Genomic DNA, 1,182 nt, shown 5'->3' on the forward strand with positions numbered 1-1,182 from the left:
CAGGGCAATCGCACTACAAAAAGTCAAAGAAGGAGTAAAATATAGCACCCGATCCATAAGAGGGAGCTATTATGCTCAACGATCCAAGAGAGTTCTTTGCCAAACTCAATGACCCAAGACGCCAAAACAAAAATCTCTATCATCCACTAGAGAACGTCATATTTATTGCGCTAACCGCTTTTATCTGCGGCTATAACGACTGGGTGAGTGTGGAAGACTTTGCCAAAGAGAACAGGTCGTGGTTTGAGAGGGTTCTCGCTATGCCTTATGGTATACCCTCGCATGACACCTTTGGAAATGTCATGAAAATGATAGACAAAGATCACTTTGCCCTATGCTTTGCTCATTGGATGACCGAAAGTGTTAAAGACCATACACACATTGCCATTGATGGTAAATTTCTCCAAGGTGGCTTTAAAGATACAGACTCTATTCATTTAGTGACTGCCTTTGCCAGTGAAACTAAATTGGTATTAGCACAAACGCAAGTAAATAGTAAAGACAACGAGATAACGACACTGCCTAGACTGCTTGATATGATCAATCTTAAGGGCAGTGTTGTGACCGGGGATGCGATGTATTGTCAAAAGGATGTCTGTAAACAGCTTGTTAAAGCTAAAGCCGACTATATCTTGTCCTTGAAAAGAAACCATGAGCTTTTATATGACGACGTTAAGCTTTGGTTAGACACACAATTTGATTCAGGTAATTTACCCATCAATGAAACTATTGATAAAGATCATGGTCGTATAGAAGTAAGACGTTATGCGCTATCTACAAAGATAGATTGGTTAGATAATAAGTCTGATTGGACAGGCTTAAATGCCGTGGCTATGGTTGAGTCTACTCGTAGTATAGGTGAAGATAGCCATACTGAACGGCGTTATTATTTGACCTCTTTGACTGATTTACCTATCGTTGCTCAATATATACGTTCTCATTGGGCAATAGAAAATTCTCAGCACTGGGTGCTTGATGTGACCTTCGGTGAAGACCACTCGGTAAAGCTTGAGAAGAATGCCCGAAGTAATAAAGCCTTACTCACTCGTACAGCTTTAAATCTACTACGTGATAGAGATGATACTAAACTGTCAGTGAAACGACGCCGTATTAGGGCTTCTCAAAATCTTGATTATCGTGAGCAGGTTCTATTCGGTAGGGTTTTATAGTGCGATTGCCCTG

Annotated in this window: 1 protein-coding gene; it reads left to right on the forward strand. The window is 40.7% G+C overall.

What is annotated here, in order from left to right; translation table 11 throughout:
• Positions 1-71: 71 nt before the first annotated feature.
• The gene (locus A1019T_RS00090) at positions 72-1,169 is read left to right on the forward strand and encodes an ISAs1 family transposase (RefSeq protein WP_077449884.1); all 1,098 of its coding nucleotides are present in this window, start codon (positions 72-74) and stop codon (positions 1,167-1,169) included.
• Positions 1,170-1,182: the final 13 nt, after the last annotated feature.

Origin of the sequence: Psychrobacter piechaudii, assembly GCF_900162825.1 — a bacterium.
GTDB lineage: Bacteria > Pseudomonadota > Gammaproteobacteria > Pseudomonadales > Moraxellaceae > Psychrobacter > Psychrobacter piechaudii.

What these genes read in the sequence shown, in the direction of transcription:
- A1019T_RS00090 (WP_077449884.1), top strand. Translation starts at nt 72, where the DNA reads ATGCTCAACGATCCAAGAGAGTTCTTTGCCAAACTCAATGACCCAAGA.